Annotated in this window: 21 protein-coding genes; 2 read left to right on the top strand and 19 right to left on the bottom strand. The window is 68.1% G+C overall.

Annotated elements, in window-relative coordinates:
* Positions 1 to 82: 82 nt before the first annotated feature.
* The 15 genes from secF to NXI30_04995 all read right to left on the bottom strand — a co-directional run bounded on the left by secF (position 83) and on the right by NXI30_04995 (position 13,273).
* Positions 83 to 1,117, bottom strand: a complete 1,035-nt coding sequence (secF, locus tag NXI30_05065) for a protein translocase subunit SecF (GenBank protein MCR9093566.1) — start codon at positions 1,115 to 1,117, stop codon at positions 83 to 85.
* A 58-nt stretch (positions 1,118 to 1,175) separates the two neighbouring features.
* Positions 1,176 to 2,765 (bottom strand): protein translocase subunit SecD, encoded by a 1,590-nt coding sequence (gene secD, locus NXI30_05060; GenBank protein ID MCR9093565.1) that lies wholly within the window; start codon positions 2,763 to 2,765, stop codon positions 1,176 to 1,178.
* Between the two features lie 15 nt (positions 2,766 to 2,780).
* Positions 2,781 to 3,149: a preprotein translocase subunit YajC gene (yajC, locus tag NXI30_05055; GenBank protein MCR9093564.1), complete on the bottom strand. Its 369-nt coding sequence runs from the start codon at positions 3,147 to 3,149 to the stop codon at positions 2,781 to 2,783.
* 1 nt (position 3,150) lies between these two features.
* Entirely contained in the window at positions 3,151 to 4,350 is a 1,200-nt protein-coding gene (locus NXI30_05050; GenBank protein MCR9093563.1) for a SpoIID/LytB domain-containing protein, read from the bottom strand.
* Between the two features lie 47 nt (positions 4,351 to 4,397).
* Complete coding sequence (gene metK / locus NXI30_05045; GenBank protein MCR9093562.1) at positions 4,398 to 5,561, bottom strand: methionine adenosyltransferase; 1,164 nt, start codon at positions 5,559 to 5,561, stop codon at positions 4,398 to 4,400.
* Between the two features lie 232 nt (positions 5,562 to 5,793).
* Entirely contained in the window at positions 5,794 to 6,063 is a 270-nt protein-coding gene (locus tag NXI30_05040) for an HPr family phosphocarrier protein (protein ID MCR9093561.1), read from the bottom strand.
* Complete coding sequence (locus NXI30_05035) at positions 6,060 to 6,491, bottom strand: PTS fructose transporter subunit IIA (GenBank protein ID MCR9093560.1); 432 nt, start codon at positions 6,489 to 6,491, stop codon at positions 6,060 to 6,062. Before NXI30_05035 ends, NXI30_05040 begins: the two co-directional genes overlap by 4 nt.
* Position 6,492: 1 nt before the next feature.
* Positions 6,493 to 7,368: an RNase adapter RapZ gene (gene rapZ, locus NXI30_05030; protein ID MCR9093559.1), complete on the bottom strand. Its 876-nt coding sequence runs from the start codon at positions 7,366 to 7,368 to the stop codon at positions 6,493 to 6,495.
* Positions 7,365 to 7,976 (bottom strand): hypothetical protein, encoded by a 612-nt coding sequence (locus NXI30_05025; GenBank protein ID MCR9093558.1) that lies wholly within the window; start codon positions 7,974 to 7,976, stop codon positions 7,365 to 7,367. Before NXI30_05025 ends, rapZ begins: the two co-directional genes overlap by 4 nt.
* Positions 7,977 to 8,046: 70 nt before the next feature.
* Positions 8,047 to 8,508, bottom strand: coding sequence for a PTS sugar transporter subunit IIA (locus NXI30_05020; protein MCR9093557.1), 462 nt, complete (start codon positions 8,506 to 8,508; stop codon positions 8,047 to 8,049).
* Between the two features lie 270 nt (positions 8,509 to 8,778).
* Complete coding sequence (gene rpoN / locus NXI30_05015) at positions 8,779 to 10,392, bottom strand: RNA polymerase factor sigma-54 (GenBank protein ID MCR9093556.1); 1,614 nt, start codon at positions 10,390 to 10,392, stop codon at positions 8,779 to 8,781.
* Positions 10,393 to 10,607: 215 nt separating this feature from the next.
* Positions 10,608 to 11,339: an LPS export ABC transporter ATP-binding protein gene (gene lptB / locus NXI30_05010; GenBank protein MCR9093555.1), complete on the bottom strand. Its 732-nt coding sequence runs from the start codon at positions 11,337 to 11,339 to the stop codon at positions 10,608 to 10,610.
* Complete coding sequence (locus NXI30_05005) at positions 11,336 to 12,355, bottom strand: hypothetical protein (GenBank protein MCR9093554.1); 1,020 nt, start codon at positions 12,353 to 12,355, stop codon at positions 11,336 to 11,338. The genes lptB and NXI30_05005 overlap by 4 nt, the downstream gene beginning before the upstream one ends.
* Positions 12,352 to 12,939, bottom strand: coding sequence for a hypothetical protein (locus tag NXI30_05000; protein MCR9093553.1), 588 nt, complete (start codon positions 12,937 to 12,939; stop codon positions 12,352 to 12,354). Before NXI30_05000 ends, NXI30_05005 begins: the two co-directional genes overlap by 4 nt.
* A gap of 52 nt (positions 12,940 to 12,991) precedes the next feature.
* Entirely contained in the window at positions 12,992 to 13,273 is a 282-nt protein-coding gene (locus NXI30_04995; GenBank protein ID MCR9093552.1) for a hypothetical protein, read from the bottom strand.
* A 467-nt stretch (positions 13,274 to 13,740) separates the two neighbouring features.
* Between NXI30_04995 and ilvB the strand changes: the two genes are divergently transcribed.
* Entirely contained in the window at positions 13,741 to 15,456 is a 1,716-nt protein-coding gene (ilvB, locus tag NXI30_04990; GenBank protein ID MCR9093551.1) for a biosynthetic-type acetolactate synthase large subunit, read from the top strand.
* A 119-nt stretch (positions 15,457 to 15,575) separates the two neighbouring features.
* Positions 15,576 to 16,139 (top strand): acetolactate synthase small subunit, encoded by a 564-nt coding sequence (gene ilvN / locus NXI30_04985; protein MCR9093550.1) that lies wholly within the window; start codon positions 15,576 to 15,578, stop codon positions 16,137 to 16,139.
* Positions 16,140 to 16,184: 45 nt separating this feature from the next.
* On the opposite strand, the gene NXI30_04980 is transcribed toward ilvN, so the two are convergent.
* The 4 genes from NXI30_04980 to NXI30_04965 form a co-directional block, all read right to left on the bottom strand.
* Positions 16,185 to 17,462 (bottom strand): HDOD domain-containing protein, encoded by a 1,278-nt coding sequence (locus tag NXI30_04980; protein ID MCR9093549.1) that lies wholly within the window; start codon positions 17,460 to 17,462, stop codon positions 16,185 to 16,187.
* Positions 17,463 to 17,668: 206 nt separating this feature from the next.
* Entirely contained in the window at positions 17,669 to 18,229 is a 561-nt protein-coding gene (locus tag NXI30_04975) for a CBS domain-containing protein (GenBank protein MCR9093548.1), read from the bottom strand.
* 236 nt (positions 18,230 to 18,465) lie between these two features.
* Positions 18,466 to 18,801, bottom strand: a complete 336-nt coding sequence (locus NXI30_04970; protein ID MCR9093547.1) for a hypothetical protein — start codon at positions 18,799 to 18,801, stop codon at positions 18,466 to 18,468.
* Positions 18,798 to 19,541 carry an RNA polymerase sigma factor gene (locus tag NXI30_04965; GenBank protein ID MCR9093546.1) on the bottom strand — a complete coding sequence of 248 codons (744 nt, stop codon included), beginning with the start codon at positions 19,539 to 19,541 and terminating at the stop codon, positions 18,798 to 18,800. Before NXI30_04965 ends, NXI30_04970 begins: the two co-directional genes overlap by 4 nt.
* Between the last annotated feature and the right edge of the window lie 663 nt (positions 19,542 to 20,204).

Here is a 20,204-nt window from a genome sequence, read left to right as displayed (position 1 = left end):
CCTCGCGGGCCGCGGCGAGCGCCGTTTCGTGTTCGGGCCGATCGGTCCCTCGTGCGCAGCGGTGTCGAAGCGCCGGGCCCCGCTACACGACGGCCTTGTTGACGCCGGGGCCCTTCTTGGCCTTGGGCTTCCCGCCGTCGCCGTAGCGCTGCTCGAGGAAGAGGAGCAGCGGGGAGGCGATGAAGATCGACGAGTAGGTGCCAACGAGGACGCCGATCAGCATCGTCTTCGCGAAGGGCTGGATGACCTCGCCGCCCAGGAAGAAGAGCGAGAGCAGCGCGAGGAGCGTCGTCACCGACGTGAGCACCGTGCGCGAGAGCGTCTGGTTCACGCTCGTATTGAGCGTCGCCTCGAGGTCCGCCGTGGTGTGGAGGTCCATGTTCTCGCGGATGCGGTCGTAGATGATGATCGTGTCGTTCAGGCTGTAGCCGAGGATCGCGAGCATCGCGGCCAGGATCCGCAGATCGAACTCCTCGCCGATGATCACGAGGATGCTCGCGGTGATCGCGAGGTCGTGCATCACGGCCACGACCGCGCCCGGCGCGAAGCGGGCGCTGAACCGGAAGGCGACGTAGATCAGGATCATGATCGCCGAGTAGAGCAGCGCGAGCGCCCCATCCTCACGCAGCTCGGCACCGACCCGCGGACCGACGTACTCGACGCGCTGCTCGGTGTGGCCGCCGATCTCCTGCTCGATGAAGGACTCGAGCACGACGACGCGGGTATTCGCCTCGAGGCCGATCGCGCTCTCGCCCTCGCTCTCGGCTTCTGCCTCGAGCCGCGCGACCTCGGCGGCCGCCTCGGACCCCTCGAGGACGTCGAGGAACTTGATCACGAACTCATTCACGCTCGGGTCGTCGCTGAAGCGGACCACCTGGTAGCTCGTGAAACCCTTCGCTTCCGTCAGCTCGCGAAGCGCTTGCTCGTCGACCGCGACGCCTTCGTCGAAGAGGAGTTGGACCTCGGTTCCGCCGGCGAAGTCGAGACCGACGTTGACGCCGTTCAACCCGGCGAAGACCGCGCCGAGCGCGATCAGTCCGAGTGAGATCACCAGGCAGATGTGGCGCTTGCCGAGGAAGTCGATTTGGGTGCCGGCCGGGACGATTTCGAAGGGCACGGGCTTCTCCTGTCGGGAGGGAGGTAGGGAGGGAAGGGAGTTCTCGTCGGACGCGTCGCTAGATGGACAGGGACTGGACGTTGCGCTCGCCCGGGTAGAGCTGGAAGAGCAGTCGCGTGACCAGCAGCGCGGCGAAGACGCTCGTCACGATCCCCACCGACAGCGTCACGGCGAAGCCCTTGATCGGCCCCGTTCCGTACTGGTAGAGGATGATCGCGGTGATCAGCGTCGTGATGTTCGCATCGAGGACGGCGCCGGTCGCCTTCTGGAACCCCGTCGCGATCGCGGCGCGAACCGACTTGTTGCCACGCAACTCCTCGCGGATGCGCTCGAAGATGATCACGTTCGCGTCGATGGCCATGCCGACGGTCAGCACGAGGCCCGCGATCCCGGGCAGCGTGAGCGTCGCCTCGAAGAAGGACATCAGCCCGATCAGCATCACGAGGTTCGCGAGGAGCGCGACCGCGGCGTAGCCGCCCGAGAGGCGGTAGTAGCCGGCGGCGAAGAAGAGGACGAGCACGAGGCCGATGATCGAGGCGCGAGCGCCGCTCTCGATCGAGTCCTGGCCGAGGCCGGGGCCGACCGTCCGCTCCTCTTCGATCGTCGTCGGAACGCTCAGGGAGCCGGCGCGCAGGATGACCGCGAGATCGGCGGCCTCCTCCGAGGTGTAGTTGCCGGTGATCTGGCCCTGCATCGTGATGCGCCCGCGAATCGAGGGGGCGCTGTAGACCTGGTTGTCGAGGACGACGGCGAGGCCGCGTCCGATGTTCGTCTCGGTCAGCCGACCGAAGATCTCGCCGCCCGCCGCGTTGAAGCGGAAGCCCACGATCGGGGCCTGCGTCTGGTCGAACTCGAGCCGCGCGTCCTCGAGGTACGCCCCCGTGATCGCGGCGACCTTCGGGAGCAGGTAGGCCGCGACGACCGTCTCGGTCTGGCGATCCTTCTCGACGAGGATGACCCGGTCGTCGCCGATCCCGTCGGGATAGCGGCGCCGCAGGGCCTCTTCGGAGACGTCACTGTCCTCGACGATCTTGAACTCGAGGAAGCCCGTGCTCTTGAGCAGGTTTCGCGCGCGATCGCGATCGATCTGCTCGCCGGGAATCTGCACGAGCACGCGGTCGTCGCCCTGCCGGGTCACGACCGAATCCGGAATGCCGCGCTGGGGATCGTCGATCCGGCGCCGCAGGACCTCGAGGACCTGGAGCATCGTGCGCTCGCGCACCTCGGTGATCCAGTCGTCGGTCAGCGCATACTCGAGGTCGAGCCCGCTGCCGCCGGTGCCGCGCGCGACGCCGGTGTCGTCGACGGCTTCGATCACCGCGGCGCGGTCGTCCTCCGAGCGCAGCTGCAGGGTGAGCCGCTCGCCGTCGACGGACGCCCCCGCCAGCGAGACCTGCTTCCGTTCGAGGCGCTCCTCGACGGACTGACGAACGAACTCGAGCTCCTGGGTCACCGCCTCTTCCAGCTCGACGCCGACCACCCAATGGATGCCGCCGCGCAGGTCGAGACCGAGGCGCAGCCCGTCGTCCGGCCAGAAATTGCTCGCGACGCGATCTTCCTTCGGGATGAAGTTCGCCGCCGTCATGAAGGAGAAGAGAACGAGCAGCAGGAAGACGCTGATCGCTCGGAATCCTACGGGTCCACCCACGTTCGAATCTCCCGCCTAGCTCGAAGCCTTGGCTTTCGAGCCATCTGAGTTGTTGTCGGCGTCCGCCTGACCCGCCTTCGTCAGTTGATCCACGCGACCGAGACTGACCTTGAGCTTGACCTTCTCCCCGCGCACGCGCGCGACCTCGACCTCGAGCACGTCGCCGTCGACCGAGCTCACCTTCCCGTGGATCCCGCCGGACGTGACGATGTCATCGCCCTTCGCCGCGGTTCGAAGGAACTCCTCGCGGTCCTTCTGCTGCCGCTGCTGCGGTCGGATCACGAGGAAGTAGAAGATGAGGAAGATCGCCCCCATCATCAGGAAGAACGAGAAGTCTGCGCCACCGGGCTGAGCCTGCAGCAGGGTGAGGTCGTTCGTACTCATCTCATCTCCCTCGGTCGGCAGCGACCGACGGGGTTGGGGACAGGTTCCCGGCCAGCCGCCGGGAGGACCAGCGTTCGAGACGCGTGCCAGGATAGAAGCGCGCGAGGATACGCTGGTAGGACAGGCCGCGCTCTGCCAACGCGCGCGCCCCCCACTGACTCATCCCCACGCCGTGGCCGAAGCCAGAACCGACGAAGGCGAATCCACTCGCCGTCTCGCGGACGTCGAACAGGGTGCTGCGCAGCCCGAGCGTCCCGACCAGACTGCGGAGCGCCGAGCCGCGCAGCTCCCGGCGGCCCTGGGCGCCGCGGATCTCGAGACGCTCCACGCGGCCGCCGCGCGTCCGGCGCGTGACGGACAGGGAATCCAGATCCCCCACCTCGACGCCCGCCACCGAGACCACTCCGGTCAGGTCGCTGCCTGCGAACTCCATTCGCCAGTAGGTGTGCGGCGCGATGTCTTCGCCTTCGACGTCGACGACGCGCAGGTAGGGACGATCCTCGCCCCAGACCTCGCCGGCCGTCGCCGTGCGGCCTCCGGCCGTCGAGTGGAAGACGGCGAGGATCGGCTCGCCCCGATGGGTCAGGATCTCGCCACGGGTGGCACGGGCGGCGGCCCGCGTCTCCTCGGTCTCGGCACCGATTCCGCGATAGACCTGACTCGTCGCCGTCGAACTCACGTCCCAGTCGTTGCTGCTCCGTCGCGCCGCTTCGTGGAGCACGTAGGTCCGCGTGGCGACCGCCTGGGCGCGCAGCGCCGCCGCAGGCCAGCTGGCCGACATCTCGCCTCCGACCGTCGACGCCACGTAGGACTCGAGATCGACGCGGTTCAGCACCTGGATCCGCCCGGATCGCGCGCGCACGGCCACGCGCCCCCGCAGCGTTCGCGACCCGACGCGCCACGGCCCGCGGCCGCTCGGCGACCAGTGGGACCCGACCGTCTCGCCGTCGACGCGCAGCTGCCCCGCCGCGAGCTCGACGCGATGCGGTTCGGCCGCTGCGCCGATGTCCAGTGCCGCGACGCCGTCGTAGACGAGGACGCGAACGCCGCCGCCCCCGTTCGCCTGCGCGGTGGCGCAGCCGACCAGCACCGCGACGAGGATCGCCGGGACCGTCGCCCTCAGGCGCAGCCGTGCCCCGGCACGCGCGTGCGCGCGCGGGACGGCGCGCCACCGGCGCGAGCGAGTCCGGGCGTCGGTCATGGGGCGCATCCGATCCATCGCGAGGACGTGTGACCGAGGCCGACCCGCTAGAGGTCGGCGCGGATCGCCTCGGCCTTGTCGGTCTTCTCCCACGGAAGGCCGACGTTCTCGCGGCCGAAGTGACCGTGGTAGGAAGTCGTGCGATAGATCGGGCGTCGCAGGTCGAGCGCTTCGTCGATCCCCCGCGGCGTCAGATCGAAGTGCTTGCGCACGATCTGCTCGAGGCGCCCGCGGTCGAGATCGCTCGTCCCGAACGTGTCCACGCGGATCGAGACCGGCTCGGCGACGCCGATCGCGTAGGCCAGCTGGACCTCGGCGCGACGTGCCGCCCCCGCGGCGACCAGGTTCTTCGCGACGTAGCGCGCGGCGTAGGCAGCGCTCCGGTCGACCTTGGAGGGGTCCTTGCCCGAGAAGGCGCCACCGCCGTGGCGGCCCATCCCGCCGTAGGTGTCGACGATGATCTTGCGGCCGGTGAGACCCGCGTCGCCCATCGGGCCACCGACGACGAAGCGGCCGGTCGGGTTCACGTGGAAGATCGTGTCGTCGTCGATCAGCTCACCGGGCAGCACGGTTCGGATGCACTTCTCGATGATGTCCTTGCGAATCTGGTCGTGGGAGACTTCCGGCGAGTGCTGGGTCGAGAGGACGATGGTGTCGATCCGCTTCGGGCGGTCGTCCTCGTCGTACTCGATCGTGACCTGGCTCTTCGCGTCGGGGCGCAGGTAGTCGAGCTCGCCAGTTTCGAGCAGCTCGCGGTGCTTCTCGATCAGACGGTGGGAGAAGCGGATCGGCGCCGGCATCAGCTCCGGCGTCTCGTCGCAGGCGTAGCCGAACATCATGCCCTGGTCGCCGGCGCCCTGCTCCTTGTGGAGGCCCTCGCCTTCGGACACCCCCTGCGAGATGTCCGGGCTCTGCTTGCCGAGGGCGACCGTGACGCCGCAGGTCGAGGCGTCGAAGCCCATGTCCGAGCTCGTGTAGCCGATGTCGTGGACGACGCTGCGAACGATCGTCGGAATGTCGACGACGGCCGACGTCGTGACCTCACCACAGACGAGCACGAGGCCCGTCGTCGTCGCCGTCTCGCAGGCGACTCGGGACGTCGGATCCTGCGCGAGCATCGCGTCGAGGATCGAGTCGGAAATCTGGTCGCACATCTTGTCCGGGTGCCCCATCGACACGGACTCGGAAGTGAACATCAAGCGCGAAGCCATCGCGGTCTCCCCATGATTGAGGGCGGCAGGGTAGGCGGAAAGACCCCCGGGATCAAACGAAAATCGCCCGAAATCGCGGGGTTGCGCCCCACTCCCGCCGGCCCCGAAGGCCCCCGAGAGCGCCTTCTTCCGGGAACGCCGGCACCACCGGCCGGAGACCCTCCCCCCGAGCCCTCAGCGCAAGGCAGGCCCTCCAAGGGGCCTGCCGAGAGGCGCGCAGCGCCGACAGGAATCAGTCGGGCGATTCGATCAGGGCCCCGATCTCCATCACCGCCTGCTCGGCATCGACGCCGACGGCGCGCACACGCAGCGCCGTGCCCTGGGTGGCCGCCAGGCACAGGATCGAGAGCACGCTTTCGCCGCTGACCCATTCGTCACCACGGCCGAGGGTCACCTCCGCCTCGAAGCGACCGGCCACCGAAGCGAGCTTGCCCGCCGGTCGCGCGTGGAGCCCGAGCTCGGAACGGACGGTGAACTCCTTCTCGACCGTGAGCTCGCTCATCCGTCGGCCTCCGGAACGAGTTCGCTGGCGACGGAGATGTTGCGCTGGCCGTAGGCCTTGATGAACGCGGCGAGCTCGTCGAGGGGCTTCTCCTCACGGAGGGTCGCGAGCTTGATCAGCATCGGGAGATTCATCCCCGTGACCACCTCGACCTGGTGCTCGTCGTGGAACGAGAGACTCATGTTCGACGGCGTGCCCCCGAACATGTCCGTCAGGATCAACACGCCGTCGCCCGCGTCGGCCGCCTTGAGTCCATCGGCGATCTTTCCGCGGACCTCTTCCACCGGCATCGACGGATCGACCGACACCGCGTCCCACTCGGGTGCTTCCGGCAGGATCAGCCGCAGTGCCTGCAGGAACTCCTCGCCGAGCCGGTAGTGGGTGACGATCAGGACGCCGACCCGAAGATTCGCATTCGCAGCAGCCATCTCAGAGCGGCCTTTCCACGTCTCGATGAGACACATTGACCTCACGCCCGGCTTCGCGCAACCGCGCGCCGACGGCTTCGGCCACGGCGACCGACCGGTGGCGACCGCCGGTGCAGCCGATGCCGATCGTGAGATAGGCCTTCCCTTCGTCGTCGTAGAGGGGAAGGAGGTAGTCGACGAAACGATCGAGCCGTTCGAAGAACTCGCGGCCACGCTCGCTCGTCAGCACGTAGTCGGCGACTTCCGCCTCGAGACCGGTTCCCTGGCGGAGCGCGCTCTCGAAATACGGGTTCGGGAGGAACCGGACGTCGAAGAGGAGCTCGACGGCCGCCGGCGTCCCGTGCCGATAGCCGAAGGAAACGACGTTCACGACGGTCTGCTTCGGCGCGTCGCCGGACACCTGACGACCGATCGTGTCCTTGAGCTGGTGCACGTTGAGCATGCTCGTGTCGATCTTCAGGTCGGCGAGGCTCACCACCTGGTCGAGCAGCGTGCGCTCACGCTCGACGCCCTCCAGGACGGATCCCGTCGGCGCGAGCGGATGGACCCGCCGCGTCTCGCGGTAGCGGCGCTCGAGGACGTCGTTCGAGCAGTCGAGGAAGAGCACCTGGACGTTCGCGCCGGTCTCCCGGAGCTCGGCGACGAGCTCGGGAAAACGCTCGAGGAAGTGCTGCTCGCGGGCATCGAGGGCGAGCGCGATCCGGTCGATCTCGGTCGAAGCGGTCGTGCAGAGCTGCAGGAACTGGGGGACGAGCTGAACCGGGAGGTTGTCGACGCAGTAGAACGAAAGGTCCTCGAGCGCGGCCATCGCCGTGGTCTTCCCCGACCCCGACAACCCGCTCACGAAGACGATCCGCTGACCGCTCTGCCCGCTCACTCTTCTTCCCCCCCGCCGCCTCCGGCCGACCCGAGCATGCCACTGGTGGCGCGCAGGCGCTCATCGAGTCGCTCGGCCGCATTCACCCCCTGGAGTCGTAGCTGCCAGTCGCGAATCGCCAACTCGACGAGGGTGGCCAGGTTGCTCGCGGCGTGCACCGGGAGGCGCACCATCGGGATGGGGCCCTCGAGGATCGTCTCGCGCTCCCGCTCTAGGCCGATCCGCTCGAACTGATTCCCGCGACCGAGGGCTTCGAGCCGGACGACGAAGCCCACCTCGCAGGCGTCGAGGGTCGCTTCCGCCCCGAAGAGGTCGGCGACGCTCATCAGGCCCAGCCCGCGCACCTCGATGAAGTGGCGGATGTGCGGCGGCGACCAGCCGATCAACCGCCCCGCGTCGTCGCGCGCCAGCCTGACCACGTCGTCGGCCACGAGGCGCTGCCCGCGACGGACGAGCTCGATCACGCACTCGCTCTTGCCGATGCCCGACGGGCCGAGGATCAGGACGCCGATGCCCGCGACGTCGACGAGGGAACCGTGGATCTGCGTCTCCGCGACGCGATCCGGGACCTCGCCTGCAGCCCCCGCCTCTTCTTCACCGATCGACAACGCCGCTTCCTCCGAGTCGGCACAGGGCAGGATCCCCGCCGACGAGCGGGCGCAACCGGCGCGCTCCGGGTCAGAACTTGGCGTCTTCCTCTTCGATGGCCCGAAAGATCTCGTCGAGGTTCCCGGCTTCGAGCAGCTTGCCGCGGAAGCTGGCATCCCGGAAGAAGCGGGAGATCCGCGCCAGCGCCTTCAGGTGCTGTCCTCCGGACTGCTCGGGCACGACGAGCAGGAAGAACAGCTGCGTAGGCTGACCGTCGATCGACTCGAAGTCGACGCCGGCGGTGCTCCGCGCGAAGGTCGCGACCAGGCGATCGAGCCCCGCGATCTTCCCATGGGGAATGGCCACGCCCTCCCCGATCCCCGTGCTCTGCAGCGCCTCGCGCTCCCGCAGGACCGTGAGCAGCGCGTCCCGCTCGAGGGCCGGCTCCGCCGACGAGAGCGCGCCCGCCAGCTCCGCGAGCAGATCGTCCTTCCCGGTCGCAACCAGGTCGAGGATCGAGCCCTCGCGCACGAGAATGTCGGTGATCTTCATGCCCGCTCCGCAGTGCGGCCGCACTCTATCCCAGCCCGCCGGCCCCCCGCTATCCCCTATTCCGGGATTCGGGGGCGGAACCGCTGTCAGCGTTCCCGATCAGCTCCGCCTCACGAACACCTCCGGCGAGCGAACGCCGGAAGCGCCCCTCCCTGGCCGAAGCGTCGTGCGCGAGCCCCGCGCGCAGAGCGCGCGGCAAGATAGAGAGTCATCGCCAGGGGCGCGAAGCGCCCCCGATGAAGATCCTGGCGGCGCCGAAGCGCAGGCAGGTCACACGACCTGTCTGCGCTTCGTCGACGACAGGATATTCATCGCTTCTCTGTATTTCGTGACGGTTCTTCGCGCGATGTCGATGCTCCCCGCCTTCAGCATCTCCGCGATCCGCTGATCGGAGAGCGGCCGGGCGGGATCCTCGGCCTCGATGATCTTGCGGATCTTCTCCTTGACGCTCTCGCTGGCGACCGCCTCGCCGCCGTCCGAGCGCCCGATGCTCGAGTTGAAGAAGTACTTGAGCTCGAAGATGCCCTGGGGCGTATGGACGTATTTGTTGGTCGTCACGCGGCTGACCGTCGACTCGTGCATCTCGATGTCTTCGGCGACATCCCGCAGGTTGAGCGGCTTCAGATAGGCGACACCATGCTCGAAGAAGTCGCGCTGGAAGTGGATGATGCTCTGCATGACCTTGTAGATCGTCCGCTGCCGCTGGTGGATCGACTTGATCAGCCACATCGCCGAGCGGACCTTGTCGTGGACGTAGTTCTTGGTGTCCCTCTCGGCGAGCTCCGCGGCCGGGGCCGACCGACTCCCCGCCTTGCCGCCGGTCGCTCCACCGGTGGAGAGCACCTCGCGGTACATCGAGTTGATCTTCAGCTTCGGCAGGCCGTCCTCGTTCAGCAGGACGTGGAAGTCCTCGCCGATCTTGTAGACGTAGATGTCCGGCGTGATGTAGACGGGGTCCTCGCCCCCGAACCCACGACCCGGACGCGGCTCGAGGCCGCCGATCACGCGGGCCGCATCGGCCACCTCCTGCAGCGTCGCGCCGGTCACGCGGGAGAGACCGCGGAAATCGCGCTTCTGCAGCAGGTCGATGTGTTCGTCGACGAGGCGACGCGCCAGCGCGTCTTCGATCTTGAGCGTGTCGATCTGGATCAGCAGGCACTCGCGCAGGTCGCGCGCCGCGACGCCAGTCGGATCGAGCTGCTGGATCGCGGCGAGGACGCGCTCGACGTCCGGCTCCAGAGCGCCGGACTGCCGCGCGATCTCCTCGACGGTCGAGCAGAGGAAGCCGCGATCGTCGATGTTGCCGATGATCCAGGTCGCGATCTCGAGCTCGGCCGCGTCGAGGTCGGTGACCTGGAGCTGCCACTCGAGATGCTCCGCCAGGCTCGGCCGGCGGGTATAGGTGGCCTCGAGAGAGGGGCGATCGTCCTCGCCCGCGACCCCGCCGTGATCGAGGCCCGTCATCGGATGACTCTCGAGATACTGCTCCCACTCGACGTCGGCGATCTTCTCCGCGTCGGTCGGGCCGGGCTCGTCGACGGCCGCCTCGGTCGCAGCGTCGGACGATGCGACGTCGCCGGCCTCGGGCCCGTCCGCAGAAGCCAGGTCCGCGGCCATCTCCATCTCGGGGGTGGCATCGGCGTCGCCCGCTTCCCCGGCCTCGGGACCATCGTCGAAGTCGTCCGGCGTCGCGTCCTCACGCTCGGCCTGCGTCTCCTCCTCGCCGTCGGATTCCTCGAGGACCGGGTTCTCCTGGAGCTCCTGCTGGACGAGATTGACCAGCTCGAGCTGGTTCAACTGAAGCAGCTTGATCGCCTGCTGCAGCTGGGGCGTCATGACCAGCTGCTGCGAGATCTTGAGTTGCTGTTTCAGTTCGATGGCCATGCCGGGAGAGCGTTCCTCTGTGGGTGCCGCGCGTGCGGCGGCGGGCGCCATGCACGCTTCATTCCAATTGTACTTCGCGTCCTCTAGCGCCGACTTCTTGAGGCCAAGAATCCCCCAGATTCGGCCTCAGGGCGATTCACCGCCCAGTTGCCGGCCCTTCGCCCGCGGGAATTCCGCCCCGCACCCCTACCGCCGGCCCTCTGCCGGCCTCCGCGTCAGTTCAGGCTGAAATTCTTGCCCAGGTAGACCTCGCGGACCTCGGGGTCCTCGGCGATCTCGGCCGGGGTGCCGAGACGCAGGATCGTTCCGTCCTTGATGATGTACGCACGATCGCAGATCGAGAGCGTCTCCCGGACGTTGTGGTCGGTGATGATCACACCGATCCCGCGCGCCTTGAGCTGCTCGATGATCTTCTGGATGTCGATCACGGCGATCGGGTCGACGCCGGCAAACGGCTCGTCGAGCATCATGAACTGGGGATCGAGAACGAGCGCTCTCGTGATCTCCACGCGCCGCCGTTCGCCACCCGAGAGGTCGGCGCCCTTGCGACTCGCCTTCTCGGTCAACCCGAGCTCGGCGAGCATCTCGGCGAGGCGCTCCTTCCGGCGCGCCCGGTTGGGCTCGACGGTCTCGAGGATCGCCCCGACGTTGTCGGCGACCGTCAGCTTGCGGAAGATCGAGGCTTCCTGCGGGAGATAGGTGATCCCCATGCGCGCGCGGCGATACATCGGGAGCTCGGTGATGTCCTCGTCGCCGAGGAAGACCTGACCTTCGCTCGGCCGAACGCTGCCGGCCATCATGTTGAACGTGGTCGTCTTGCCCGCGCCGTTCGGCCCGAGCAGCCCGACGACCTCGGCGCTCCGCACCTCGAGATCGATCCCACGAACGGCGACCTTCTCGCCGTAGCGCTTGACGAGACCCGTCGCCGAGAGCACGGCTTCACTCACGAGCTGCCTCCGGTCCGTCGACAGCCGACGCCGGCTTCCCCCTCCGGCCGGATCACGATCGACGCCGCCCCCTCCACCCGCGCGCGGTCGTCGGCGAGCCAGAAATGGATCGAATCCCCGCGGACGATGTCGCAGCCCTGAACGAGCTCGGCGTGGCCGGAACAGGTCAGCCGCTGATCCTTTCGCAGATAGATCGCGCGGTCGCATCGCGCCTGGCGCCCGCCCTGGTCGACGAAGACGTCCCCGCGCGCCACGAGCTTCTCGGGCTCGGACTCGCCGCGCTTGTAGGTCGCTTCGAGCCGCTGGCTGCGCAGCGTCACGTTCGCCTGGGTCACGTGGACGTTGCGCTGGAAGAGGAGATCACGCCCGTGGTCGCGGCTCACGATCTCGGCCTCGTCGGCCTTGATCTCGATCGGGGCATCGGCATCGAAGCCCTCGCGGTCGAACGCCGTGTCGAGCCCGCGACCACGATCCCCGCCCGCGCCCGGGGTGTTCGTCGCCGCGGGGCCCGCCGATTCGACGGGACCCAGCGGGGCGGCGTCGGACGGCTCGTACCCGAGTCCGATCAGGATCTCCTCCGCCAGGGCGTCGATCACCGGTCCGCGGCCGTCGAGGCCCGGCAGGTCGACGGAATGGCGAGAGCGCTCCGCCCCCGAATGCCCGGAACGCACGACCACGACGAGGCGCGAAGCGCGCTCCTCGGTCCGCGGCCAGACCGCGCCCAGGATCAGGGCGTCGACGGCGGCCGCGTAGGCCCAGTCGCGCACGTCCGAGGCCGCCGGATCGATCCCGGGCTCTGCCACGAAGCTCCCCGGGCGGAGCACCCGCTCGAGATCCCGTCCGGCGATCGCGTCGGCGAGCGACCCTGCCAACGTCACGCCCGAAGGCCCGCGCGGCGCGTCGCCGGCAAAGCCCGCGACGCCGATGCTCGGCGCCGCGCCGGCCGAGCCGGGCAGCGCGCAGAGAACGGCGGCGACCAGTGCGCCTGCGAGATGAAGAGAGCGGATTCGGCTCATGGCCCCTGCACGACCGTCGCCCCGCCCTGCAGGCGGAAGCGCGACTCGTTCACGAAATAGCGGAAGCCGCCACCCCGATAGCGACCATCCTCGTCGACGATGAGGACGGGATCGTCGGTGTAGAGCACCCCCTCGGCCTCATCATAGGCCACCCAGAGCGCTTCGAACTGCCGGTTTCCCTCGATGGTCCCGACCACGTGCCCTTCGGCGATGAACGCCTGGGTCCCCAGATTGAGCTGCCCCTCGTCGCAGCGCATCCGGAAGCCGATCCGGTCGTCTCCGGGGGTGACCTCCACGTCGACGACGTCGAGATCCGCGACCTCGCGCTCCGGATAGAAGTCCGCGCGCTCGGCGCGGAGCAGGATCTCGTTCGCGCCGCCTTCGCTGGCGACGAAGGTCATTCCGCGAACGTCGAGCCGTTGCCCGGGGTCGCCGTCCAGCCAGCCCGGATCCGGAACGTCCGCGGACGCGACCCCGGCGATCACCAGAATGACGACGAGGGCGACCCCGGCCCATCGCGGCAGGCGCTGGCGGGTACGGACGGCCGCTGCCCTCCGTCGGTTCTGCCGCGTCCGTTGCCGCAACGAGGCGGCCCTCCCTACGCCTTCCTCACGCCTCCTGGCGATCGGGGCAGCGCTAGTCCTCGTGACCGAAGACGGTCTTCATCGGCTCCTGGGAGACGATCCAATGGGCGGGCCGCAGGATCAGGTAGTCGATCGCGACACCCACCGGATGGAGCACGTAGGCGACGATCCGGAGCGGGTGGCCCGCGGAATCCTCGTCGTACTCGTCAGCCAGGACCGGCGATGCGAAGGACAGACTCGCTGCGCAGATCGCCGCCAGCACGAGCCCGAAGAGCCCGCCCCGTCGCCGCGACCCGGAAAGCCGCTGATCTCGTGCCGCCTGGATTCGTCGCATCGAAGTTCCCCCTCGCCCCGGTCCGGATGGGCGCTTGGCGCAGTGAAGCTGCGCTCGTCCACGAACTCCGACACCGCATCGGCGGATCGGGTCCGACGTCTCCGGATCGGGACGTGAAGCGCGCAGCTTAACGGGTCCGCGCTCGCGGTGCCCGAGGGGCGTCCCGGCCCCGTTTCGGGCCCAGCGCAGCGAGAATCTAAATCGAGACGTATATCTTTCTAGAAAGCCAGTTTTAACCGACCGAGAGCGGACAAAGAGACAGCGCGTGCCCTCGCGCGTGGGCCCCCAGACCTCTGAAACGCGGTTTTTTCGAGAGGATCCCGTTGAGTCGCGAGGTTTTCGCGCCGATCTATGGCATATTGCGCCGACTTCGAGCGTGAGGACGCCCTTCCGAGGCCTCGGTCTGCCCTGGGGACCTGCATTCCCCCGCTGACGCTCGAGGCTGACGTGCGAGAGAGGAATCGATCATGGAGAACCGGGTGCCCACGGGTGCAGAGAAGCTGATCCAGTGCCTCGAACGTGAGGGTGTGGAGTACATCTTCGGCTATTCGGGTGGCGCGGCCATGCCGATCTTCGACGCGCTGGTCGATTCGAGCATCGAGCTGATCCTCGTCCGCCACGAGCAGGGCGCGGCCCACATGGCCGACGGCTACGCCCGGGCGACCGGCAAGCCCGGCGTGGTGCTCGTGACCTCCGGCCCGGGAGCGACCAACACGGTCACCGGCCTCCTCACCTCCCAGATGGATTCGGTCCCCGTGATCGTGCTGGCCGGTCAGACGATCTCGGCGATGCTCGGCAAGGACGGCTTCCAGGAGGCGGACGTCACCGGCATCACCTACGCCGTCGTGAAGCACAGCTACCTGCTGAAGGACGCGGCCGACATCCCGCGCGCCACCCGGGAAGCCTTCCACATCGCGACGACGGGCCGTCCCGGCCCGGTCCTGATCGACCTGCCGAAGGACGTGACCCAGGGCCCGTGCGAAGCGCCCTTCGTGGACGAGGTCGACCTGCCCGGATACCACGTACCTTCGCACGGCGACGACGTGGCGATCCGCCAGGCGGCCGAGATCCTCTCGAACGCGAAGCGCCCGGTCCTCTACGTGGGGCACGGCGCCGTGATCTCCCAGGCCGGCAAGGCGGTGATCCGACTGGCGGAGAAGCTGCGCGCGCCGATCGTGAACACCCTGCTCGGCAAGGGCGCCGCGGACGAGACCCATCCGCTCCATCTCGGCATGCTCGGCATGCACGGCACGGCCTACGCCAACAAGGCCGTCGACAACTGCGACTGCATCATGGCGATCGGGGCGCGCTGGGACGACCGCATCACGGGGAAGCTCGACGAGTTCTGCGTCGACGCCGCCAAGATCCACATCGACATCGACCCCGCCGAGTTCGGCAAGATGGTGACGGCCGACGTGGCGATCGCCGGCGATGCGCGCCTCGTTCTCGAAGAGCTGATTCCGCAGGTCTCGACCGCCGACACCGAGGCGTGGCTCGACCAGTGCGAGCAGTGGCGCAAGCGCTACCCGCTCAAGTACGCCAAGCAGGGCGGTCTCCGCGCGCAGCTCGTGCTCGACAAGCTCCACGAGGTGACCCAGGGCGACGCGGTGATCACGACCGACGTCGGCCAGCACCAGATGTGGGCCGCGCAGTTCTGCCTCTCGACGACCAACCGACACTGGATCTCCTCCGGCGGCGCCGGCACGATGGGCTTCGGCTTCCCGGCGGCGATCGGCGCCCAGCTCGGCTGCCCCGACAAGAAGGTGTGGGCGGTCTGCGGAGACGGCGGCTTCCAGATGACCCAGGCGGAGCTCGCGACGGCGGCGATCCACAAGCTCCCGGTCAAGTGCCTGGTGATCAACAACAACTACCTGGGCATGGTCCGCCAGTGGCAGGAGCTGTTCTTCGAGAATCGCCTGTCGGGTGTGGACCTCGTCGGGAACCCGGACTTCGTGAAGCTCGCGCAGGCGTACGGCGTCAAGGCGATGCGGATCAAGCGCCCCTCGGACGTCGAGCGGATTCTGTCCGAAGCCCAGGCGTACGACGAGGGGCCGTGCCTGGTCGTGGCCGAGGTCGTGAAGGAAGACAACGTCTTCCCGATGATCCCGGCGGGCGCTCCTCTCTCCGGCATGATCGTCGAGAAGCCCAAGGAGCAGATGGCCAAGCCCACCGGCAGCACCTGATCCGAAGCCGGCGAGCCCCGCCCTTCTCCTTGCTTCTCCTTGCTTCTCCTTGCTTCTCCTTGCTTCGCCTTCCTTCCCCGTCCTGCTCGCACAGGACCTTCCGAACGGGACCCGTCGACATGAGCAGTCCGACTCCGATCCAGAACGCCCCCGGCTTCCGGCCCATCGCGCCGGGCAACGCCGAGAAGGCGAACCGCGACCTCCACACGATCTCGCTTCTCGTGCGGGACGCACCCGGCGTCCTCGTGCGCGTGGCGATGGTCTTCTCGCGGCGGGGCTACAACATCGAGAGTCTGGTCGTCAGCCCGGCGGCGCGGCACGGCTTCTCGCGCATGACGGTCACCTGCTCCGGCGACCCCGCGATCCTCGAGCAGATGATCAAGCAGCTCGCGAAGCTCGTCGACGTGGTCCACGCGCTCGACCACACGTCCTCCGATCGCTACGAGACCGAGATCGCCCTGATCAAGATCCGCTGCGCGGGCGAGGAGCGCCGAGAGGTCCTCGAGATCGCGGAGCACTTCAGCGCGAAGGTGGTCGACTACGCCGCCGAGAGCGTGATCCTGCGCGTCTACGGTGGCAGCGAGAAGCTCGACGCGATGATCAGCCTGTTCAGCGACGACGCCGTCGTCGAGCTCGTCCGATCCGGCAAGATCCTGATGACGCGGGCGCTCGAGGTCACCTGAGCCGCGGCCGGAGCCGTTTGCCCGGTCGCGGGGCGGGCGACGCCCCTAGATCATCCGCGCGACCCAGTCGAAGGCCGAGCACTGATGCGCCCAGAGCGTCTGCGCCTCGACGCCGAGCTCTTGCGCGATCTCCGCGGCCTCGACGAATTCTCCGCTGTCGAGGCATTCACAGAGGCGAAGCATGCGGCCGAGCTCGCCCTGGTGGCTCGACAGCGCCAGGCTCATCTCGTCCGGGAGGACGAGATCCGAGATCGCGCTGCTCCGGTCCACACCGAGCAGCACGTGGACCAGCGACAGGATGCCGACGAGGAACGCCATCTCGCCGCGCGCCTTGATCTCCGGCGTGGCTTCCTCGACGCCGGCCCCGACCATCAGCTCCATCAGGCGGGCACGGCTCGCCGCGACCCGGAAGAGCGGCCCCCGCGTGCCGTGCTTGCTCCCGATCTGGAAGAGCAGCAGGTTGAGCCAGCGCGAGAGTCCCTTCGCGCCGATCATGATCAGCGCCTGGCCGACGTTCTCGATGCGCTGTGCGCGCGCGAGTTCGAGCGAATTGACCAGCCGAAGCAGCCCCTCCTGGAGCGCCGGCGTGGACTCGATCTGCTTCGTGACGGGCTCGATCTCGAGCTCTCCGCGTGCCTCGACGAGGAGCTGGAGCAGGACCTTGCCGTCCGCGGTGGCCTGGGTGTCGGCATCGTCGGAGTGTTCGGAGTAGCTGCGCCCCGAGAAGAGCTCGAAGCCCGAGTCACGAATCCGGACGAAGTCGGCGTCGCCGTCGACGGAAGTCGCGAGGACCTGGAGATTGCGCCGCTGGGCGCGTCGGATCAGGAGCGCCCGAGCATCTTCGTCGAGACTGAAAGCATCGATCTCCACCGCATCGCACAGGTCGAGCAGCTGCTCCCGCCGGTCCCGGCGCGAATAGCCGAAGAAGAGCAGTCGCGTCCCGCGGCGGCCGTGCAGATCGTGGAGACGGTTCGAGAGGTTCGCGTCGATGTCGTCACAGGGCGAGAGCCCGAGGAGGAAGCGATTGCGCGGCAGCTCCTCCATCACGTCGCTGAAGATCATCCCTCGATCGACCGGGAGCAGCGCCCGCCCGCCGCAGAGCAGCGAGTCCCACTGCGCGCTCTTCGCGAAGGCGATCGCCGCTTGCAGGTATTCGTCGCTCTTCTCGTCTCCCGCGGAGAGGGTGCGGCCGTCGGGTGCGCCGAAGGCGAGCTCCCAACCGATCAATCGGCGTTCGCCCGCAACGATCGGCTGACGGCTGAAGAAGAAGCCCGCAGCCGACTCGTTCGCTTCGTTCGATGCTTCGCTATCCGGTTCCGACATGAGCCCTCGCGACGCCCGGAGGCGTGGGTCGATGAAATCGAGTGACCCAACTCAGGGGCCTACATCGTCCCCACTCGCGCACAACTCAAGGTTTCCAACGGGAATGGAAGAAACGAAACGGGGCCGTGCAGGCTTCACCCCAGACGCGGCGCCCCGGCCGACCGGAGGACCGTGGATCCGGGGATCACCGGAGACCGGCTCGGGCCTCAGGCGCCGTCGCGCGGCAGGCTCTTCTCTCGGCGGAAGTCCGGCGGGAGATTGAGGATCTCCGCGGGGAAGGACTCCACCAGGAACTCGACGATGTCCCGGACCGAGATGATGAAGGCGGGCCAGCCGCGTTCGTCGGTCACGGGAAGGTGGCGGAAGCCTCCGACGCTCATCATGTTGAGCGCCCAGGCGAGCTTCGCGTCGATCGCGAGCGACTCGGGCTCCGTCGTCATCACGTCCGCGAGCGAGACGTCCACCGGGTTGCGGCCGGAGTCGATGATCTTGAGGAGCACGTCGCGCTCGGTGAAGATCCCGATCAGCGGCGAGTGGAGCGTCCCGTCCTGCGTGATCAGGACGCAGCTCCGGTGGCGTTTCCGCATCGCGTGCATCGCGCTCTTGACCGAGTCGTCCCGCCCCATCGCGAGCGGCGGCCGACTCGGCAGCAGCGTCAAGGGCTCCTCGAGCAGGCGGGCATCGAAGCTCCGCACCCGGGAAGGTCCGTCGTCGAAATAGGCCTCGTCCTGGGGAAGCTCTTCGTTGGTTTCGAGGTCGATCGACATGGGAACCTCCCTCCTTGTGAACCGTGGACGGCGCCGACGGTGGCCTGCCCAAGTTGCCCCAATCCCGCCGGGACGCCACCCGGGACGAATCGGGCGCAGCCCGTTCCCTACACCGCGGTGCGGACCGTCGCCACGACCCCGCGGGCGAAGCAGCGCACGGCGCCATGCCCCCCCGCGCGGAGGTCCCTGGCGGTCGCGACGCGGGCCGCGCGCTCGATCCGGGGGGAACGAGGTCGCTAGTGGGTCTCGCCGCTGTCGCGAACGTTCGCGAGCACGTGGGTGCGCCAGAGCCGTCGGCGCAGACGCTCACGAAACATCGGGTCCGGACTCGAACGCCCGCCGCTCTTCGCAGCCCGGTCGAGCTCGTCGTCCCCGGCCATGAACTCGGAAAACTCGGCCAGCCACTCGGCGTCGGTCTCGGCCGTGCCCATCGGATCGTCGAGTGCGTGGCGGAACGACGCGACGTCGAGCGTGATCGGAGCGAAGGAAGCACCCGCCACGTCGCGAGCGTATCCACGGGTCGTCTCCCGCGTGATCGGGCGACCGACGACGTCCTGCATCATGCGCTTCATCGACGGCTCCCCCCGGCGACCGCCACGGCGATTCCGTTCGCCGCGGCCGCCTCGAAGAAGAGTCGCTTCACGCGATAGAGACTCGACCGGACCGCGTCACTCGAGCGCTTGGTGCGCTCGGAGATCTCGGGAATCGAGAGGTTCTCGAAGTGACGCATCTCGAAGATCTCGGCCTGCCAGTCGGCCACGCCGTCGAGGCGCTCCGCGAGCAGGTCACCGAAGCGCTGCATGTCGAGCTGTTCGTCGGGCATGCCCTCACCGAGGGACGCACGCGGCACGAGATCCTCGTCGTCGGCGAGGTCGATCCGTTCGTTCTGGCTCTTCGCGCGGCGAAGGTGATTGTTCGTCGTGTTCTTCGCGATCCCGTAGATCCAGGACAGCAGCGACGACTGTCCGCGGTAGTTCTCGAAGGATCGGAAGACCGCCAGGAAGGTCTCCTGGACGACCTCCTCGGTCTCCGCGTGGTTGCGCATGCGCGCGTACACGAAGTTGTAGATCCGCTGGAAGTAGCGGTTGTAGAGCTCGCCGAAGTGGGGCTCGCTCTGGGCCCGCAGCCCTTCGAGCAGCGCCTGGTCGGAGAGCTCGCTGAGCGCCTGCGTCTCACCCGCGACTTGCGCTTCCGACGCGTTCGGGTCGATCAGGGAATCTTGAGCATCAGCATGGCGCTCGACCATCGCACCGGAGGACTCGACCTCGTCCGGTTCGATCATCAACGCCGCAGCAGCGGACGTACGGGACACGACATCTCCTCGGGCCGCTCGAGCCCACGCTCGAAACGCCCCTGCATCTTCTGCGCCCTCGCCCGGTCGCCAGCCCGTCATTCACGTTCGCCGTGCCACGCCACGTCGTGTCGGGCGAACGAGAGCCAACGATTCCTTCCGGTCCGGTCGCACCCCGCGGACCCACGTGTCCGCGCGGCGCTACGAGAGCGCTTCCGAGATGCACCTCCGGAGCGAAGCGCTCCCTGAAACGCGGCCTACGTCCGTTGCGCCGGATTCTGGATGCGGGTCTCCCCGAATCGCGGTGGTCGGACTTCGAGCCGCTCGCCGCCGTCGCGTCGAAATCGTCCGACTCGACGCTCTTCGCGTCGCCGTCGCGTTCGATTCGACCCTCAGGTGCGCGCGGTCCGTCCCTTCCGCTTCCGCGAGAGGCAGAGATCCCCACACCCGCCTTCCGAGCGGTCGTTCAGCTTCACATTCCGATTTTGTCGATGGGGTGATCGACGGAACGGCTTCAGACCGCCTGCTGGCGGACGTGAGCCACGTCGCGAGTCGCAACGCAGGCACACAGCCTCGTTCCGGATCCCAGAGAAATGACAGGGTCCCCCACTGTCATAGAGATAAGTGACCCATTCTCGGGACACGTGGCGCGGCGAGTCGGGAAAACGTCGATTTCTCTTTCAC

It is taken from the genome of bacterium (genome assembly GCA_024742285.1).
Classification (GTDB): Bacteria; Myxococcota_A; UBA9160; order UBA9160; family UBA4427; genus UBA4427.
Note: the sequence above shows the minus strand (reverse complement) of the source record. Positions and strands in the feature narration are given on the sequence as shown.